Genomic DNA, 18,292 nt, shown 5'->3' on the forward strand with positions numbered 1-18,292 from the left:
GCGCTTTCAACACGTTCAGAACATGAGGGAAACCATGACCAAGCTTCACTTCCGCGCGGCCTTGCTGGCCGCGTCCAGCCTGCTGACCGTTGCCATTCCGGTCCATGCGGCCGAGACCGCCGCCGATACTGCCACCAGCGCCGATGCCGCCGCCTCGGATGACCAGTCGACCACGGCCAACCAGGCCGGGCAGGCCAACGACAAGCAGTCGCTGACCTCGTCCGACATCATCGTCACCGGCTCGCACACCGCCGAGGTGGCGCCGGTCACCGCGTCGCTTACGACCACCCAGCCGCAGGCCGCGGTGAGCCGCGAGTTCATCGACAATGCCAATGCCGCCTCAGACTTCAACGAACTGATCGCGATTACCCCCAGCGTATCTATTTCGGGCACGGCGAACGGGGCGGGCTTCGGCGAGACCAAGGCGACGATCCGTGGCTTCCAGGACGGCGACTATAACGTCACCTACGATTCCATTCCGTTTGCCGACACCAACAATCCGACGCACCACTCGACCGCCTTTTTCCCCTCGACCACGATCGAGACTGTCGTGGTCGACCGCGGTCCGGGCAATGCCAGCCAGCTCGGCCAGGCGACCTATGGCGGCAACATCAACATGTATTCGCGCGCGGCGAAGGATGAACGGGGCGGCCAGGTCGAGGCCCTGCTCGGCAACTGGAACACCTTCATCGGCCGGTTCGAGCTGCAGAGCGGCAAGATCGCCAGCCTGGGCGATGCGAAGCTGGTGGTGACCGGGCAATTCCTGCGTTCCGATGGCGCACTCACCAATTCGCCGGTCAACTCCAAGAACCTCTATGCGAAGCTGGTGGTGCCGATCGGCACGGCCAACACCCTGACGGTAATGAGCACGTGGAACCGCAATTTCTACTACCAGTCCGACGTCAACAAGGGCGCGACCTGCGGCACCGGCGGCACTGCGCTGGCGGCCGGCACCCAGCTTTCCGCCGATGCCTGCACGGCCGCATCCAACATTGGCATGTATGGCGGGAACTACGGCCTCGGCAACGATCCGACCAAGCAGGACTACTGGCTTTACAACCGCACCGACAAGACCACCGACTTCTCCTACGTCCGTCTCCAGAGCGAACTGGGTTCGGGCCTGTCGATGGACAACCGTGCCTACATGTATGGCTACACCAACAACACCCTGTCGGGTAACACCGGCCAGACCGTGACAGGCTTCAGCGGATCGGGCACCTCGGCCTCGCCCTATGTCGCCACCAAGGGACCGGTGAGCGACGTGCTGGGCTATCACAAGCTCAACAAGTACCGGGTGCTCGGCTATATCGGCCAGCTCAACTACGAGTTTAGCATGGGCAAGGTGCGGCTCGGCGGCTGGTACGAAAAGGCCGACACCGACCGCCACCTGATCGACTTCGACTGGACCACGGGCCGGGCCCCCGCCTACATCGAGAAGTTCGCGCCGGTCACCGCCACGGCAACCCTGCCGGACATTTCGCTGGCCAACATCGCCTACCTCCAGCACTCGACCTGGAACCAGTACCAGCTCTTCGGCGAGTTCGAGTTCCGCCCGGTGGACAACCTCTCGATCACGCCGGGCGTGAAATATGTCCACTTCACCCGCACGATCGACGGCCCGGTCAACCAGAAGTCGCGGACCCCGATCGACACGCGCGGGACCTGGGCCAAGACCTTGCCCTTTGCCACGATCAACTGGCAACCGGTCAGCAACTGGTCGTTCTACGCGCAATATGCGCAGGGCATGTATGTGCCGGACCTGTCGAGCTTCTACACCGCTTCGGGCACGGCGACCGACCAGGCCGTCCAGACCCAGAACCTCTCGCTGCTCCAGCCGCAGACCTCGACCAACTATCAGGTCGGCACCGTCTGGCACGGCAGCAAGGTCTCGGTCGACGTCGATGCCTACATGATCGACGTCAACAACAAGATCGCCAGCGATACGTCGGTTGGCGCCCCGGCCAATGCGCTCGTGAACATCGGCCGCGTCAAATACAAGGGCGCCGAGGGGCAGGTGTCCTACATGCCGGTGCGGGGCCTGACCCTGTTTGGCAACGCGTCGTACAACTATGCCCATACCCGTAGCGCGTCCGTCGATGCGCAGACCGCCAAGGCGCCGTTCAGCACGGCGGCAGCTGGGTTCTTCTACAACCGGGATGGCCTGCGCATCTCTTTCAGCCAGAAGTACACCGGTCCGCAATATGCCACGGAATATGCGGGCAGCGGTCCGCGTTCCTACCGGATCCGCCCCTACAGCACGGGCGAGTTCGCGATCAGCCAGGAGATCAGCGAGCGCTTCCGCATCGGCGCGACGGTCTCGAACCTGTTCAACAGCCGGGCGATCACGGCGATTTCCAACGGCAAGACCTATGGCGTGGACGACCAGTTCAGCTTCCTCCCGCCGCGCTCGTTCATGGTTGATGCCCGCGTGAAGATCTGATCGCCGAGGGGCCGGCGGCGGGATACTCCGGGGGTGCCCGCCGCCGGCTTTCGCGGACAAATTACGACAATTTGTTTCACGACCCAGGCCCGCCGGTAGCCTAATCAACCACCATCAGAGGCATAAGCTCCGGGGGGATCGCATGAAGACCATCCATCTGCCGCAGATGAACATTCGCTATTGGCTTGCCATCACCATGGCGAGCGTGTTCGGCACAAACCTCGGCGACCTTTACGCACACGAAAGCGGGCTGGGGATCGTCAAGGGACTGGCCGTGCTGGCTGCCTTCGCTGCCATCGCCTTCCTGCTCGAGCGGCGGGACGATCGGGTGCATGCTGCCTGGTATTGGCTGGCGATTGTCATCATCCGCACCGGTGCCACCAATATCGCCGATTTTCTCGCCTTCCGCGTGCGCGTGCCGGGCGTTCTGCTCGGCGCAGGGCTTGTCCTTTTGCTGGCAGTGCTCGGCTGGATGACTCGCGGCCGGTGGGCCAAGCCGGTGGTCTCCGGCTCGGCAGGCACGCCCGATACCCACGCGCTCTATTGGGCTGCCATGCTCACCGCCGGCGTCCTCGGCACGGTGCTGGGGGACGATGCCTCCCACGCCATCGGGCAGGGCTGGGCCTCGGTTCTGCTGGGCGGCGCGCTGGCGCTTGTTCTCGTCGTCGCCCGCGGTACCTTCGCCACGGCAATGGGCTACTGGGCCGCGATCGGTCTTGCCCGCACGGCGGGTACGGCCATGGGCGACTGGCTCGCGGAAAATCACCTGCTCAATATCGGCCTGCCGCTGGCAACGCTGATTACCGGCATGGTCTTCGTGATCGTCGCCGGCTGGCCGCGCCCCAGACCGGCCGCCGCTGCCGTCCCGGCCTGATGGCCTGCGGTGGAGCCAGCCAAGATTGCCGGCTTGTCACTGGCGGGAAGACCTTTGCAGGGATAAGCGTGACAGCGTGAACGGGCTGACTTTCGCACGAACCGCGGCGGCGGTGGCTCTGGGCGGCGCCCTGGCGCTGGGCGGGTGCATGCATGTCGCCCCGGCACCGATCGACCTGGCCCAGCGCGCCGCCGTGCGGAGCGCGGCCAGCCTCGACCTCGCCGCAGTCCGGAAACGCGTGGAAGAGATCGCGCCCGGCGCCCGGACGACAGACAGGCTGGACCGGCTTGGGCTCTACGTCGCCATGCTGGAATACGATCCGAAGATCGCACAGGCCCGCGCCGCCGTGGCCGTGGCCGCGCGCGAAGCGGCTGCCGCCCGCAAGGCCGCCTCACCAAGCCTCACCCTGACCAGCGAATATGCCAATGACCCGAGCGCGGATTCGCCTTGGGCGCTCGGCGGGGCCCTGAACCTGCCGCTCGATTTCGGAGACCGCCGCTCGGCCCGGATCGACCGGGCCAATCTCGCGGTGGTCGCTGCCCGCTATGACTTGGCAGAGACGATCTGGGCTGAACGTACGGCGCTTCAGCGCGGTCTGGTCGACTATTTTGCCGGCTCCGCGCAAGTCGAGCGGCAAGGGCGCATCCTTGCCCTGCGTGATGCGCAACTCGCCGTGCTGGAGGCCCGCGCTCGCAGCGGCGAGATCGCCGGGCTCGACCTCTATCCCTATCGCCAGCAGCGCGCGGCGGCCGCGCGCGCCCGCGACGATGCGCAGGCTCGCAGCATTGGCGGGCTCGCTGCCGCGGCTGGTGTGCTTGGTGTGCCGGCGGCGGCGCTGGCGGGCGAGGCTGCCCCGCAGTGGAGCGATTTCGACCGGCCCACCGCGCCGCCGAGATTGACCGCAGAGGCTCGCCGCGCCGCCATGGCCGGCCGCGCCGATGTCCTGCGCGCGCTCGTCACCTATGATCAGGCCGAGGCCGATCTGCGCGGGGAACTGGCCAAGCAGGCCCCCGCGATCAGCCTCGGGCCCGGCTATACCTGGGAACGCGGGCTGGTGAAGCTGCCCTTCGCGCTCAGCCTGTCATTGCCTTCGTTCGACCTCAATCGCAGCGCGATCCGCGGCGCCGAGGCCCGCCGCGCTGCTGCCGGCGCGACCATCGAAACCGCTGTCGCAACCGTTCAGACAGCCATTGAAAGTGCCGAGGCCGAACAGCGCGGCGCCGCTGCCGCACTTGAACGCCTGCGCATGGCGGAGCTGCCGCAGACCGAACTGGCCGCGCGCCGCGCCGATGACCGGTTGCAGCTCGGGGCAATCGGCCGGGCTGAGTGGCAGGCCGCGCAGATCGCGGCGCTCGAAGCGGGCCTGGCCGAAATCGATGCCGTCGCCCGCGCCCGGCTGGCGGAAATCGCGCTGGAAGATGCCTTGCGCCGCCCGATTGGCGGGCCGGAAACGCAGATCGTCAATGCTGCTCGGGGAGACAGGCAATGAACCGGCTTCACGCCGCTGGACTGGTGCTGGCCGGTGCCTTGCTTGGTGCCATCGGCATCGAGGCCGCGCATCGCTCGGCCGCGCCTGACGCCGACGACGCGGCCAAGGCCGAAGCGCCGGAAGCCCCGCCGCCGGTAGGCACGGTCAGGCTTGAGCCCGAGGCCGCGCAGCAGGTGCAGATCCGGCTCGCGCTGCTGACCGGGGCCAGCGTCACCGGCGATCAGCCCGGCTTCGCCCGCGCGCTCGATCTTTCCGCGCTGGCCGCAATCGCATCCGAGGCGCAGGCCGCCAGCGCCGTTGCCGACGCTTCATCGCGCGAGGCCGCGCGGCTCGCGGCGCTCAACAAGGCCGACGCGGGCGCCGCGCTCAAGGACGTGGAAGCCGCCCGTGCTCAGGCCGCAGCTGACAAGGCGCGGCTGACGCTCGCTTGCCAGCGGGCCGGGCTGGAATACGGTCCGGGGCTTGCCCGCCTTGGGTGCCCGGCGCTTGGCGAACTGGCGCGCGAGGCGGCAGGCGGTGAATTGACCCTGCTTCGGCTCGATTTCTCCGGTGCGGCGCTTCGCCCCGGCGACAGCATCACCGTCGATCTCGCTCCGGGTACGGCGCAGGTCCGCGTCCTTGGCCCGGCCGCCGCCGGGGACAGCCAGCTCCAAAGCGTGGGCGTTCTGGCGCTGCTGCGCGGTCCGCTGGCGCCGCGCGCCGGGGTCGGGCGGGTGCTGGCTGCGCATCGCCGGCTCGGCGCGGCGCAAGCCGGCTTGCTGGTCCCGCGTGAGGCGATCGTGCGCACCGAGGGAGGCCTTTTCGCTTGGCGCCCGGCCGCCAAGGACACGTATGAACGGGTGCCGCTCGACGGCGCGGTCGCCTCGCCGCAGGGCTGGATCGTCCCGGCCGGACGGCTGAAGGCCGGCGACAGTGTGGTGGTCAGCGGAGCCGGAACCCTGCTCGGCCTCGAACACGCGGCCCCGGCTGCGGCGGAAGACTGAGCGATGCTTTCGGCCGTCGTCCGCCAGTCGCTGCGCTATCCATGGCTGATCCTGCTCGCCGCCGCGATGGTCCTGGCGCTTGGCCTCGTCACCTTGCGCGATGCGGCTTACGATGTCTTTCCCGATTTCGTCCCGCCGCAGGCCAGTGTGCAGACCGAGGCGCCGGGGCTGTCGCCGCAGCAGGTCGAACTGCTCGTGACCCGCCCGCTCGAGGAAGTGATCAACGGGGCCAATGGGGTCGAGTCCGTCCGCTCGGAATCGATTCAGGGCCTGTCGGTGATCGATGTCACCTTCCGTGAGGGCAGCGATGCCTATCGCGCGCGCCAGCAGGTGTCGGAGGCATTGGCCGATGCCCTGCCGCGCCTGCCGGCCGGGGTGGATGCCCCGCGCCTCACCCCGCTGGTCTCCTCGACGATGGACCTGCTCAAGATCGGCTTTACCTCCGACCGGTTGAGCCCGATGCAGCTGCGCGATCTCGTCGAATGGACCGTTCGTCCGCGCCTGCTCGCCGCGCAGGGCGTCGCGCGGGCCAACGTGTTCGGCGGGGAACGGCGGCGGATCGAGGTGCGGGCCGATCCCGCGAGCCTTCTGGCGCGGGGCCTGACGCTGGCCGACCTCAAGACGGCGGTTGAGCGGGCGATCAGCGTCAATGGCGGCGGTTTTGCGGATACGCCCAACCAGCGCATTCTGGTCGATCCCGGCGCCAGCGCGACCACGGCGGGCGAGATCGCCAATTCCGTACTCGCCAGCGGCAGCGGCGGCTCGGCCCGGATCGGCGACGTGGCGCAAGTCACTGACGCGGCCGCTCCGCCCTTCGGTGATGCGCTCGTCATGGGGCGGCCCGGCGTGCTGATGACCATGTCGAGCCAGTACGGCGCGAACACACTCGATGCCACCCGCGCGCTTGAAGCGGCGCTGGCCGAGGTAACCCCGGCGCTCAGGGCGCAAGGCGTCACGGTCTATCCGGCGCTGCACCGCCCGGCCAATTTCGTCGAACATGCGCTCGCCGGGATCACGGGCGACCTGCTGGTCGGCGCGCTGATGATCGCAATTGTGCTGGTCGTGATCCTGCGCGACCTCAGGGTCACGCTGATCGCCTTCGTCTCGATCCCGCTCTCGCTGCTCGCCGCGCTGATCGTGCTCGACCGGCTGGGGCAGGGGATCAACACCATGACGCTGGGCGGCCTTGCCGTGGCTCTGGGCGTGGTAATCGATGATGCCATCGTCGACATCGAGAACATCGTCCGCCGCCTGCGTGGGGTGACAGACATGGCCGCCCGGCGCGAGATCATCGCCGCGGCCTCGGTCGAGGTGCGCGCGCCGGTGGTCTATGCCACCTTCGTGCTGGCCCTGACGATGATCCCGGTGATCCTGCTGACCGGGCTGCAGGGCGCGTTTTTTGCGCCGCTCGGCCTTGCCTTCCTGCTGGCGACGCTGGCCTCGCTGGTCGTGGCGATGACGGTGACCCCGGCGCTCGCCCTCCTTCTCCTGCGCGGCCGCGAGCCGGCCGCCGAGCCCGCCGGATTGGTCCGATTGAAGGATCGCCATGCCCAGCTGGTGGCGCGAATATGCGCCCGCCCGCGCGCGGCTGCAATCACCGTTGCCCTGATCGGCGTTGCCGTGCTGGCCGCTGTGCCCCTGTTCGGGAGCGAGCTCCTGCCAGCCTTCCGCGAGCGGCACTACGTGCTCCAGGTCTCCGGCCCGCCCGGTGCCTCGCTCGACTGGATGAAGCAGACGGGCACGCGCCTGTCGCACCAGTTGCTGGCCATCCCGCAGGTTTTGAGCGTGGAAGAGCAGATGGGCCGTGCGGAGGCGGGCGAAGACACCTGGCCGCCCAACAAGGGCGAACTGCACCTGCGGCTCAAGGACGTGAACGGGCAGGGCGAGGATCAGGCGCTTGCCGCGATCCGCGACGTTCTGGCCAGGACTCCCGCCCTGCAAAGCGAAGTCACCACCTTCCTTGGCGACCGGATCAGCGAGAGCCTGTCCGGTGAGACGGCAGCGATCTCCGTCAGCGTCCACGGCTCCGATCTCGACGTACTCGACCGCGTTGCCGGGCAGGTTGCCGCCGCCCTGAGCGCCACGCCCGGTGCTGCCGATGTGCAGGAGCGCTCGGCCCCCGGAACTCCGATGCTCGGGATCACCCTCGATCCGGCGCGGATGGGCCTGCACGGGGTGACCGCCGCCGACGCAGGCGATGCCATCCGCGCGACGTTCGCCGGGCTTGATGCCGGGCAGGTGGCGCTGGCCGATCGTGCCATAGACGTCGCGATCGCCCTGCCGCCGGCGCTGCACCGCGATCCCGAAGCGCTCGGCAAGGTGCTGGTGCGCGGTGCGGGCGGAAGCGCGGTCCCGCTGGGTGACATCGCCGAAATCTCGCTCGGCCAGTCGCGCCAGTCGATCGAGCACGAGGGTGGCCAGCGTCGCCAGGTCGTCACCGCCAATGTCGCGCCCGGCTCCGATGTCACCAGTGTGGTTGCCGCCGCCCAGACCCGGATCGCCGGCTCGGTGAAGCTCCCGCCCGGCGTATTCCTGTCATGGGCCGGAGCGGCCGAGGGCACGGCCGCTGCCCAGCGCGAACTCGCGGCCCATGTCGCCATCGCCGCCGTGGCGATGATCGCCCTGCTGGTGCTCGCCTTCGGCGGACTGCGCCCGGCGCTGCTGATCCTTGCCGGCCTGCCGCTGGCACTTGCCGGCGGGATGATGGCGATGGCGCTGACCGGCGGGGTTATCTCGCTCGGCGCCCTCGTCGGCTTCATCACCCTGTTCGGAATTTCGGCCCGCAACGCGATCCTGCTGGTGTCGCACGTCGATCACCTCGTGCTCGAGGAAGGTCACGAATGGTCGCTTGCAACGCTGCTGCATGCGGTGCGCGAGCGGGTTACACCGATCCTGCTGACCGCACTTGTCACGGCCTTCGCGCTGCTGCCGATTGCGATCCAGTCCGGCCAGTCGGGCCGCGAGATCGAGGGGCCGATGGCGCTGGTCATCCTCGGCGGGCTGGTGAGCTCACTGGTGCTGACGCTTCTGCTGCTGCCGGCGCTGGTCTGGGGCTGGAGGTTTGGCCGGCCTGTTGATGGTGCGCGCACCGATGCGGGCTAGGGGGCGACGCGGGGCATTCTTTGCCCTCGCAAGCCAGTCCGCCTGCCGAGCATGAACAGAGCGCGCTGGATCCGGTTGCCTCGCCCGGGCAACCCCGCCATAACTGGCAGAGCACAGTAATCCGGGAAGAGAATCTCATGGGCTTCAATATTTACGAAGCTTCCGCGCCGGTGTTCATCCACTCACTCCGGAATATGAGTGCCTGGCTTGACAAGGCGTCGGCTGAAAAGGCCGAAAGCGATTTGATCGACGCCCGGCTTGCGCCTGACATGCGCCCGCTGTCGTCCCAGTTCCAGATGGCGTCGGACACTGCCAAGAACGCTATCGGTCGGCTCTGCGGCATCGATGCACCGGCCATGCCCGATACGGAAGCCAGTTTCGCGGAATTGAAGGAACGATGCGCACGTACCATCGCATTCATCGAAAGCGTGCAGCCAGGCGCGTTTGAGAATGCCGAGACGAGGGCGGTCGAGCTGAAGTTCCCGAACGGGATGGGATATCAATTCACCGGTAGCGCATACCTGACCGGTTTTGCGCTCCCCAATTTCTTTTTCCATGTGACCACCGCCTACGCGATACTTCGCGCCAATGGCGTCACCGTCGGGAAGCCTGATTTCCTGCAGCACCTCGGGATGCCGAAGTCGCTGTAAGTCTCGATGCATCCGGGGGTCAGGTTGGCGGAGGAGCATCAGCGCCCCTTCGGGAAATGAGCGACCAGATGATCGATCAGTGCACGCACCGCCGGTGGCAGCCCGCGCCTGGTCGTAAAGACCAGATGGACGATCCCTGTTTGCGCGCGCCATTCAGGCAGCAGCTGAACCAGCCGGCCTTGGCTTAACGCGTCCGCGCAGACATGGTCGGGCAGCAGCGCCACGCCCAGATCGGCGATGGCGGCGGCCCGTACGGCGGCGAAATCGCTGCACGTCATGCGGGGCTCATGGCGAATGTGGTGAGCAGCGCCATCTTCCCGCTCCAGATGCCAGTCGATCTCGCCGATCTCGTCGCTGGTGCCCAGGGTCGGTTGCCCTGCGAGCGCTGCTATGTCGCCGCCGATCCGGTTCGCCATCTGCGGCGAGCCCACCAGAATGCGCGAGGAATGGCCGAGTGAGCGCATGGTCAGCGCGGCGTCACCGCTCAGCGCCACGCGGACGCGCAAGGCCAGGTCAATGCGTTCCTCGATCAGGTCGACCGAACGATCAATCGCCACCAGTTGGAGCCGCACCTTGGGATAGCGCGCAAGGAACGACGCGGCCAGGGGAGTGATCACCTCCACCAGCCCCGTCGGGCAACTGAAGCGTATGCGGCCGTGCGGTTCGGCATGTGTCTCCGCGACGGCCGCCTCAGCTTGTTCGACCTCTTCCAGCATTGCGCGGCAGCGTTCGTAGAAGCTCTGGCCAACCTCCGTCACGCGGAAGCGGCGGCTGGAGCGCTCGATCAGCCGCACGCCCAGCCGCGCCTCCAGCCCCGCGATGCGGCGGCTCAACTTCGACTTGGGTTCGCGCAGCGCGCGCCCTGCGGAGGCAAAGCCGCCATGCGTCACGACGGCGGCGAAATAGGCATAGTCATTGAGATCGGCGCGCATCATCGTTCCTCTGATGGAACGCTAAGTAGCAATTTTGCCGTCTACAGCCAAGATCGTTCCGGATGCATCTCCTCGTCAGCGGCGCCGCTGGGGCGCGGCACGGATCGACAGGAGAATGAACGATGGCACAGGACTTCAACAACAAGGTGGTGGTGGTCACCGGCGGTACTTCGGGCATCGGCCTGGCCACGGCCAAGGCCTTTGCCGATGCGGGTGCATCGGTCTTCATCACCGGCCGCCGTCAGCAAGCGCTGGACGGCGCGCTCAAGGCCATCGGCGGGCGCGTGACCGGTGTGCGCGGCGACATGGCCGACCTGCGCGACATCGACCGGCTTTACGACGCGGTCCAGCAGCAGCACGGCCAGATCGACGCCCTTTTTGCCAATGCGGGCGGCGGTGAGTTTGCCCCGCTCGGCGCGATCAGCGAGGAGCACTATGCAAGCACTTTCGACACCAACGTGAAGGGCGTGTTGTTCACCGTGCAAAAGGCACTTCCGCTGCTCCGCGATGGCGCCTCGGTGATCCTCACCGCATCGACGGTCAGCATTTCGGGCAACCCGGCTTTCAGCGTCTATTCGGCGAGCAAGGCCGCGGTCCGCAGCTTTGCCCGTAACTGGATCCTTGACCTCAAGGACCGCCGCATTCGCGTCAACGCCATCAGCCCGGGGCTGACCGACACGCCGGGGGTCGACCACCTGTTCGGCGAGAATGCGGAAGGGACCAAGGATTACCTTTCCAGCCTGATCCCCGCAGGCCGCGTTGCGCAGCCCGAGGAAATCGCCAAGGCAGTGCTGTTCCTCGCTTCGGACGACGCCAGCTATATCAATGGCATCGAACTCTTCGTCGATGGCGGCCAGGTGCAGATCTGAGCAACCGAACAGGCGCCCGCATCCTCGATCACGGCGAAGGATGCGGGCACTTGCTGACCAGCGCACTGCTCTCGAGCACCCATGAGCCAATGACCCCTTTCGGCGCCTGGCACCGAATGTTGGAACGGCGGGACCGTCGATGTCTGGGGATCTGCAAATTCGAGCCTCATGAAGAGCAGAACTCCGTGGGGCTCTCGCTGTTGATTGCCGCTGAGAGGTGACCCGGGGACGGAGTGAGCTCACAGGCCGGCCGCTCAAAAATCGATCCAATTTGCGCATTGATCCATCGCGGGTTTGGTTTGGACCCGTGGCGGGCAAGATCGTAGCTAGCTCTCACCGGTGCAAGGCTGTCACCGGGTGCAGGAGAGGAGTGCTTCAATGGATCCCGTCACGATGGCGCGCCGGCTTGGCGAAGGACTGCTGTCCTTCCCGGTCACTCATTTCGGCGCTGACGGTCAATTCGACGAAGCGCCCTATCGTGCTCATTGCGCGTGGATGCTGGAGCATGACCTTTCCGGGCTGTTTGCCGCGGGAGGCACCGGCGAGTTCTTTTCGCTAACGCCGGAAGAAGTCGGAACGGTTCTCCGCGCCGCCGTGGCTGAGCGCAAGGCCGATGTCCCGGTGATCTCCGGATGCGGATACGGTACGGCTATCGCCACGCAGATCGCCCGCGATGCTGAAAAGGCGGGGGCCGATGGCGTGCTCCTCTTGCCGCCGTATCTGGTCAACCCTTCGCAGGAAGGCCTTGCGGCGCATATCGAAGCGGTGTGCCGTTCGACCAGCCTTGGTGTTATCGTCTACAATCGCGACAACGCCATCGTCGAGGCCGATACGCTGGCCCGGCTATGTGAGCGCAATGCAAACCTCGTCGGCTACAAGGACGGGGTCGGCGATATCGAATTGATGACCCGAATTCACGCCCGCATGGGAGATCGCCTGACCTACATCGGCGGTCTTCCTACCGCCGAAACATTCGCAATGCCCTATCTGACGATGGGCGTGACGACCTATTCGTCGGCGATCTTCAACTTCATGCCGGAATGGGCGCTGGCCTTCTACAAGTCGGTCCGTGCGGGCGACGGGGCGGAGGTCGTCAAGCAACTCAACGATTTCGTCCTGCCCTATATCGCCTTGCGCAACCGCGGGCGGGGCTATGCGGTTTCGATCGTGAAGGCTGGATGCAAGGTGATCGGCCGCGATGCCGGCCCGGTCCGTTCGCCGCTGACCGATCTCTCGCAAGCCGAGCATGAGGAACTGCGCGGGCTGATCGAAAGGGTCTCGCCCAAGGCCCTCGCAACGGCCGCCTGATGGGGTTACGCTGAGCCATGTTCGAGCTCAGCCAGCTTCGCTGCTTCGTCGCCGCCGCCGAGGAACTGCACTTCGGCCGCGCGGCGCAGCGCCTCAACATGACCCAGTCGCCGCTCAGCCGGCAAATACAGCTGCTCGAGCGGATTCTGGATGTCACCTTGCTGGAGCGGACGAGCCGCAACGTCTCGCTAACCCCGGCGGGCCGGGTATTCCTGATCGAGGCGCGGCGGATCGTGCGGCTTGCGGAAAGCGCATCGCTCTCGGCGCGGCGGGTGGCCAAGGGGGATGCGGGCAAGGTTTCCATCGGGTTCACTGCCGTCTCCGGCTATATGTTGGTCCCGCAGATCGTCTCGCAGGCGCGGGCGGCCCTGCCGAATATCGATCTCGAACTTCGCGAGATGGTCAGCGGTGACCAGACCGATGCCCTTCTCACCGGCCTGATCGACATTGGTTTCGTCCGCCCCCCGATCGTGCGCGGGGAATTCGAGACGGTCTTGATGCTGAGCGAACCGCTGGTCGTTGCGCTGCCTTCCGGCGATCACCGCCAAGCAAAATCGGCGCTGGAGCCCGCCGACCTCGATGACCAGCCGCTGATCATGTATTCGCGGCAGGGCGCCGGCTATTTCCACGACATGCTGGTGCGCCTGTTCGACGACGCCGGCGTCACGCCGCAATATGTGCAGCATGTCACCCAGATCCATTCGATGCTCGGCCTCGTCCGGGCGGGCCTGGCAGCGGCGATCGTGCCCCAATCGGCCACCGGCCTTCACCCCGACGACGTGCAATTCCGCCAGTTGACGACAGAACCGGAAAGGCCGGTCGAGCTCTACCTGGCGTGGAAGCGCGATAATGCCAACCCGGCGCTCGACGCGATGCGCAAGCTCTGCCTGGAAACGGCGGTAGTGTGACGTCCCGGCGCGACCTGATGGTGGGAATGCTCGCGGCGCCGCTGGTGATGCCGCATTCCGCCTTCGCGCTGCGCGGCGATCCGGTTGCGGTTTCCCGACATGGGCCGGTGCGCGGAGTGCGCCGCGACGGCATATCGGCGTTTCGCGGCATCCGCTATGGCGCAGATACCCGCCTGAACCGATTTGCCGTTGCCGCGCCCCCGATGCCGTGGCGCGATGTGGCCGATGCCACGCGCCATGGCGCCGCCGCTCCGCAGACCGGCGCGGGCGAGCCGACCAGCGAGGATTGCCTGTTCCTCAACGTCTGGACGCCGGGCCTTGATGCCGGGCGCCGTCCGGTGATGGTCTATCTCCATGGCGGGGCGCACAGCCACGGGTCCGGGTCCGACCCGGTGACCGATGGCGCGAACCTTGCGCGGCGGGGCGACGTCGTCGTGGTGACGCTCAATCACCGGCTCGCCGCATTGGGCTATGCCTATCTGGCGCGCCTTGGCGGCCCGGCTGAATCGGGCAACGTCGGCAATCTCGACATCGTGCTCGCGCTGCGCTGGGTGCGGGACAATATTGCCGGGTTCGGGGGCGATCCGGGCCGGGTGATGATCTTCGGCCAGTCCGGCGGCGGGGCGAAGGTCGTGACATTGATGGCCATGCCCGAAGCGCGGCCGCTGTTTCATGCCGCCGCGACGATGAGCGGGCAGCACGTTACCGCTGCCGGTCCCAATCATGCGACCGAGCGCGCGAAAGCCTGGATGACCAAGGCCGGAGCGGCGAATTTCGCGGAACTTGCGTCACTGCCGGTCGAACGCCTGGTCGATGCGATGGGCATGACCGACCCGCTGGAGGGGAAGGGCGAAATCAGCTTTACCTCGACGCTCGATCATCACGTTCTCCCGCGTCACCCGTTCTACCCGGACGCCCCGCGCGAGGCGGCGCATATTCCGCTGATCATCGGCAACACGCATGACGAAACCGGCTATTGGCTGCAGAAGACCCTGATTGCCGGGGATACGACCTGGGACAACCTTCCCGCGCGGCTGGCGCGCGAGATCGTGAAGGACGTCGATCCCGTGTGGTTGATCGCGCGTTACCGCGATCTTTATCCCGGCCGCTCACCGGGACAGATCCTGCTTGCCGCGTCCACTGCCGCGCGTTCATGGCCGGGGCATCTGATCCAGGCGGAGGAGCGCGCCCGGATCGGGGCGCCGACATGGATGTACCAGCTTGATTTTGCGGCGCCGGAGGCAGGCGGCGCTCTGGGGGCCTTTCATACGCTCGACATCGGGCTGGTCTTTGCGAACACGCATCTGGCCGCTGCCCGCACCGGCAACAGCCCTGAGGCTCGGCTGCTGGCGGATTGCATGGCCGATGCTTTCGTGCGCCTCGCCCGCACCGGAGATCCGGGCGGCGGCGACCTGCCGCGCTGGCCGATTTTCGACCTTTCCACCCGTGCGACCATGATCTTCGACCGGGACGTGCGGGTGGAAAACGATCCGCGTTCCGCAGAGCGCAGGCTGCTGGCGGTCGCGCCCTATAACAAACCGGGCGGCTGACGGCTTACCGATTCCACGGGAAGGCCAGCGTTGGCCGGTTGGCATAGCGGGTCATGGCGAGCGTCAGGCGCGCCCCGCAGCCCGGTTCCAGCCGCACGGGGAAATGGCGGCCGCCCACGGCGCGCTGTTCGCTGCCGATCCGCACGCTGTCGATCCGGTGCTCGGCATAGGCGCCGCCTTGCACGATCACCTCGCGCGAGGACGGGCCGAGGTTGATCAAGGTAACCTCCGTTTGCCTGTCGCCGAGCGAATGGACCAGTGCGGCGACATCGTCGGGCACACCGGCGCGGCGCTTTGCCGGGTCAAAATAGCGCAGGCGGCAATGAAGCGGCACGCCGCCTTGCGGCGGAGACGTCGCGGACCAGGACGGGCGGGCAATGTGCAGGCCGCCGGTCATCGTCTGGACCAGCGCGGAGGCGCTGGCGGGGTTGTAGTCCAGCGTCCAGTCAGCGAGCCGGGTGGCCGGTGTGGTCGTGTCGGCCTTGCGCGCTTCGACCCGTGCGGCGACATGCGCCAGATCGGCTTCCAGCGCCTTCTCGGCGTAGCCCGGGTTACGCCCTTCGAGGAACGCGATCCACGGATGATCGCCTGCGGCAACGCGGTCCTCGGCTTGCTGGGTGGCGTACCAGATCTCGAACGTGCTGGTGCGATAGGGGCCGGTTTGCCAACCGTGCCAGCCATCGGGGCCGAAAAGAGTGGGGGTCTGGAGCTTGCCGTCGATCTGCCGTGCCGCGTTGTTGATCCGCGCGGTCTGGCGGCGCCAGAGGCGCAGGTATTCCATGTCGCCGGTCAGCAGCAGCGCATTGTAGAACGCGGTGATCGCGCGCGGCACGCGGTTGCGGCCCTCCCGTTCTCCGGTCTGCGGCACGATGGGAGCAAAATTCCAGCCGTAAGTGCCGCCCCACCAGTCGGGCGCGGTCTTGCCGTCGAGCCCGACCTTGCTCGGCAGGATGTCGCCATTGGCCCGTGCCCGGTCCATCCATGCATCGAAGTAATCGACCGCCCAGCGCCGGAACCGCTCGCCCGCGCCAAGGGCATAGGCGTTGAGCCCGAGCGTGGTGGATTGCAGGTTCAGCGGATTGTCGCCGATGACATCGGTATATTCGACGTAGTGCCGGAGAAACTGCGCATATCCCTCCTCGCCGTGTTCCAGGTGGAACGGGCGGGCGTCGAACGGATCGCCTGCCCAGTCGAGAGGGGTGGGCTTGCGCAACAACGGCCCGCGGCTGCCGTTGAGCACGCTGCGGATAATGCGATGCCGGCGGTCGTAGTTGCGAACCGTGGGGTCGGCACCGGTGTAGAAATCGGCATAGCGCCGGGTCCGCATGACCAATCGCGGATCGGTCGGCGCGGACAAGCCCATGACGTTGAACGTCGTCAGCCCTTCGGCATTGTGCTGCCAGTCCATCTGCACCGGGAACTCGCGGAAATACATGCCCTGCCGCGCAATCGGCACGTCCTTGGTCCGCGCCCGGGAATATTGCCGCAGGTGCCCTTCCCAGAAGCGCTGCGACAGCGTGAGCAGCCGGTCCGACCCGCCGAGTGCGTGAAGGAGGACCCAATCGTTGGTGAACTCCGCCGCGTCGTCCGGCCCGTCGTTCGCGCCCCAGCGGGGGAAGCAGAGCAACTCGTCGTCAGTGCTGACATACTTCGCAAAGTGGTCTTCGCAAGCCGCGGCATTCGCGGCAAGCAAGTCGCGCTGCAACCGGGCCCAGCGCGGCGCGGCCATCGCGCTTGCGATCAGGAAGGGAGCCGGACTGCCGCGGGCAAGGGCAGGGGCCGCGGCAAGGGCACCGCCGCCGACCAGGACTGCACGCCGGGTAAGGCTCATTCGCCCAGTTCCAGCCGCCGGATCGGGCCGACAACCATGGTGTAGGCCACGATGGTGAGCAGGCAGTGAGCGGCGACGAATGCCAGCGCGAGATCGAACGATCCGGTCACCGCGACGATATAGCCCACGACCACCGGGGTCACGATCCCGGCCATGTTCCCGAACATGTTGAACACGCCGCCCGAAAGCCCTGCCAGCTTGCGCGGGGCAACGTCGGCCATCACCGCCCACCCGAGCGAGGCGATGCCCTTGCCGAAGAAGGCAAGGCTCATCAGCACGATTACCAGCCAGCCCGTATCGACCCAGACGCAGGCGAGGATCAACGTCGCCAGCAGCATTCCGGCGACCAGCGGCACCTTGCGCGCGCGATCAAGGTTGCCGGTGCGCTTGAGGATGCGGTCGGAACAGATGCCACCGGCAAGGCCGCCCGCGAACCCGCAGAGCGCCGGGAGTGCCGCGGCGAACCCGGCCTCGAGGATGTTCATCCCGCGCTCCTTGACGAGGTAGATCGGAAACCAGGTGACAAAGAAATAGGTCAGCACATTGATACAATATTGGCCGAGATAGATGCCGATCATCATCCGGTTGGTCAGCAGCACGCGGACGTTGGGCCAGGTGAAGGTTGCCGAGCCATTGCCACGCTGCTCCATGCCGATCTGGCCGCCGCCCTCGCGGATGAGGTCCAGTTCGGCCGCATTGATCGCCGGATGGCGATCCGGTCCGTGGATGAAGCGCACGAACACCAGCGCGGCGATCACGCCGAGGCCGCCCATCGTCCAGAAGACCGAGCGCCAGCCGTGGCTGTGGACCAGCCAGCCCATCAGCGGGGCGAAGGCAACCAGCGAGAAATATTGGGCGCTGTTGAAGATCGCCGAGGCCGTGCCGCGCTCGGGGCCGGGGAACCATGCCGCGACGAGCCGCGCGTTGCCGGGAAACGATGGGGCTTCCGCCAGCCCGACAAGGAATCTCAGCGTGAACAGGGTCGTTACGGCCGTGAGGCCGGGGACCAGTCCGATCATAGCCTGAGCCGCGGTGAACAGCGACCAGATCGCGATGGCCCCCGCGTAGATGCGCTTGGTCCCGAACCGGTCGAGCAGCGCGCCGCCGGGGATCTGTGCCAGCGCATAGGCCCAGGCGAACGCGCTGAGGATGAAGCCGGTCTGTATCGGCGACAGGCCCAGTTCGGTTGATGCGGCGGACCCGGCGATGGAGAAGGTGGCCCGATCCGCATAGTTCAGCGAGGTGATGATGAAGATCAGCGCGATGATCTTGTAGCGCACCCGCGTCGGGCGACTAGCGACGTGCCGATCGGCAGTCATATGCATCCTACTCTCCTCGTCCGGCGTCATCGATGGT

The 18,292-nt window shown here is 66.8% G+C and carries 13 protein-coding genes; 10 read left to right on the top strand and 3 right to left on the bottom strand.

Features of this window, described 5'->3' with window-relative positions; all coding sequences use genetic code 11:
* Window positions 1-34: 34 nt before the first annotated feature.
* The 6 genes from H7F51_RS07360 (at window position 35) to H7F51_RS07385 (ending at window position 9,538) form a co-directional block, all read left to right on the top strand.
* A complete protein-coding gene (locus tag H7F51_RS07360; protein WP_185663605.1) occupies window positions 35-2,440 on the top strand; it encodes a TonB-dependent receptor in 2,406 nt (801 codons plus the stop codon).
* 142 nt (window positions 2,441-2,582) lie between these two features.
* Window positions 2,583-3,314, top strand: coding sequence for a COG4705 family protein (locus H7F51_RS07365; RefSeq protein WP_185663606.1), 732 nt, complete (start codon window positions 2,583-2,585; stop codon window positions 3,312-3,314).
* Window positions 3,315-3,390: 76 nt separating this feature from the next.
* Complete coding sequence (locus tag H7F51_RS07370) at window positions 3,391-4,803, top strand: TolC family protein (RefSeq protein WP_343061241.1); 1,413 nt, start codon at window positions 3,391-3,393, stop codon at window positions 4,801-4,803.
* Window positions 4,800-5,786 (top strand): efflux RND transporter periplasmic adaptor subunit, encoded by a 987-nt coding sequence (locus H7F51_RS07375; protein ID WP_185663607.1) that lies wholly within the window; start codon window positions 4,800-4,802, stop codon window positions 5,784-5,786. The genes H7F51_RS07370 and H7F51_RS07375 overlap by 4 nt, the downstream gene beginning before the upstream one ends.
* Before the next feature lie 3 nt (window positions 5,787-5,789).
* Window positions 5,790-8,888 carry an efflux RND transporter permease subunit gene (locus tag H7F51_RS07380; protein WP_185663608.1) on the top strand — a complete coding sequence of 1,033 codons (3,099 nt, stop codon included), beginning with the start codon at window positions 5,790-5,792 and terminating at the stop codon, window positions 8,886-8,888.
* A gap of 137 nt (window positions 8,889-9,025) precedes the next feature.
* Window positions 9,026-9,538: a DUF1993 domain-containing protein gene (locus tag H7F51_RS07385; protein WP_185663609.1), complete on the top strand. Its 513-nt coding sequence runs from the start codon at window positions 9,026-9,028 to the stop codon at window positions 9,536-9,538.
* Between the two features lie 38 nt (window positions 9,539-9,576).
* Here H7F51_RS07385 and H7F51_RS07390 read toward each other — a convergent pair whose 3' ends face one another.
* Window positions 9,577-10,470 (bottom strand): LysR substrate-binding domain-containing protein, encoded by an 894-nt coding sequence (locus H7F51_RS07390; RefSeq protein ID WP_185663610.1) that lies wholly within the window; start codon window positions 10,468-10,470, stop codon window positions 9,577-9,579.
* Window positions 10,471-10,592: 122 nt separating this feature from the next.
* Between H7F51_RS07390 and H7F51_RS07395 the strand changes: the two genes are divergently transcribed.
* From H7F51_RS07395 to H7F51_RS07410, 4 genes are all read left to right on the top strand, one after another.
* Window positions 10,593-11,339, top strand: a complete 747-nt coding sequence (locus tag H7F51_RS07395; protein WP_185663611.1) for an SDR family NAD(P)-dependent oxidoreductase — start codon at window positions 10,593-10,595, stop codon at window positions 11,337-11,339.
* A gap of 378 nt (window positions 11,340-11,717) precedes the next feature.
* Window positions 11,718-12,647, top strand: coding sequence for a 5-dehydro-4-deoxyglucarate dehydratase (gene kdgD, locus H7F51_RS07400; protein ID WP_185663612.1), 930 nt, complete (start codon window positions 11,718-11,720; stop codon window positions 12,645-12,647).
* Between the two features lie 17 nt (window positions 12,648-12,664).
* Complete coding sequence (locus H7F51_RS07405; RefSeq protein WP_185663613.1) at window positions 12,665-13,555, top strand: LysR family transcriptional regulator; 891 nt, start codon at window positions 12,665-12,667, stop codon at window positions 13,553-13,555.
* Complete coding sequence (locus tag H7F51_RS07410) at window positions 13,552-15,105, top strand: carboxylesterase/lipase family protein (protein ID WP_343061242.1); 1,554 nt, start codon at window positions 13,552-13,554, stop codon at window positions 15,103-15,105. The genes H7F51_RS07405 and H7F51_RS07410 overlap by 4 nt, the downstream gene beginning before the upstream one ends.
* 4 nt (window positions 15,106-15,109) lie before the next feature.
* Here H7F51_RS07410 and H7F51_RS07415 read toward each other — a convergent pair whose 3' ends face one another.
* Entirely contained in the window at window positions 15,110-16,936 is a 1,827-nt protein-coding gene (locus H7F51_RS07415) for a DUF8034 domain-containing protein (RefSeq protein WP_185663614.1), read from the bottom strand.
* Window positions 16,933-18,261 carry an MFS transporter gene (locus H7F51_RS07420; protein ID WP_281384427.1) on the bottom strand — a complete coding sequence of 443 codons (1,329 nt, stop codon included), beginning with the start codon at window positions 18,259-18,261 and terminating at the stop codon, window positions 16,933-16,935. Before H7F51_RS07420 ends, H7F51_RS07415 begins: the two co-directional genes overlap by 4 nt.
* Window positions 18,262-18,292: the final 31 nt, after the last annotated feature.

Source organism: Novosphingobium flavum, from assembly GCF_014230315.1.
Lineage (GTDB): Bacteria > Pseudomonadota > Alphaproteobacteria > Sphingomonadales > Sphingomonadaceae > Novosphingobium > Novosphingobium flavum.

Coding starts and splice junctions, on each gene's coding strand:
- H7F51_RS07415 (WP_185663614.1), bottom strand. CDS start 16,936: ATGAGCCTTACCCGGCGTGCAGTCCTGGTCGGCGGCGGTGCCCTTGCC.
- H7F51_RS07360 (WP_185663605.1), top strand. CDS start 35: ATGACCAAGCTTCACTTCCGCGCGGCCTTGCTGGCCGCGTCCAGCCTG.
- kdgD (WP_185663612.1), top strand. CDS start 11,718: ATGGATCCCGTCACGATGGCGCGCCGGCTTGGCGAAGGACTGCTGTCC.
- H7F51_RS07395 (WP_185663611.1), top strand. CDS start 10,593: ATGGCACAGGACTTCAACAACAAGGTGGTGGTGGTCACCGGCGGTACT.
- H7F51_RS07420 (WP_281384427.1), bottom strand. CDS start 18,261: ATGCATATGACTGCCGATCGGCACGTCGCTAGTCGCCCGACGCGGGTG.
- H7F51_RS07375 (WP_185663607.1), top strand. CDS start 4,800: ATGAACCGGCTTCACGCCGCTGGACTGGTGCTGGCCGGTGCCTTGCTT.
- H7F51_RS07390 (WP_185663610.1), bottom strand. CDS start 10,470: ATGCGCGCCGATCTCAATGACTATGCCTATTTCGCCGCCGTCGTGACG.
- H7F51_RS07365 (WP_185663606.1), top strand. CDS start 2,583: ATGAAGACCATCCATCTGCCGCAGATGAACATTCGCTATTGGCTTGCC.
- H7F51_RS07405 (WP_185663613.1), top strand. CDS start 12,665: ATGTTCGAGCTCAGCCAGCTTCGCTGCTTCGTCGCCGCCGCCGAGGAA.
- H7F51_RS07380 (WP_185663608.1), top strand. CDS start 5,790: ATGCTTTCGGCCGTCGTCCGCCAGTCGCTGCGCTATCCATGGCTGATC.
- H7F51_RS07385 (WP_185663609.1), top strand. CDS start 9,026: ATGGGCTTCAATATTTACGAAGCTTCCGCGCCGGTGTTCATCCACTCA.